Annotated in this window: 1 pseudogene; it reads right to left on the bottom strand. The window is 65.1% G+C overall.

The features are described 5' to 3' along the window. Positions 1–255, bottom strand: a pseudogene (locus NGB94_RS16745) (IS481 family transposase); the annotation flags it as partial.

Genomic DNA, 255 nt, shown 5'->3' on the forward strand with positions numbered 1-255 from the left:
GATCATCCACGGCGACGTGGACGTAGTCGAAACCGACTTTCGTGTGGCCGGTGCTGTGGTTGCGGGCGGACTGGTTAGGGTCTGCCCGCCAGCCGCCCCCGTCGGGGATCCGGCCGAGTTTCTTCACATCGATATGGATCATGTCCCCGGGAGCGTCGCGTTCATAGCGGCGGTCCGTGGCCCGTGCGGCACGGATGCGGATGCCGGTCAGTGGATCCAGTTCCCAGAGCTTGGGGACCCCGGAACGGTTTAGGA

Origin of the sequence: Arthrobacter koreensis, from assembly GCF_035792275.1 — a bacterium.
Taxonomy (GTDB): Bacteria; Actinomycetota; Actinomycetes; order Actinomycetales; family Micrococcaceae; genus Arthrobacter_B; species Arthrobacter_B koreensis_A.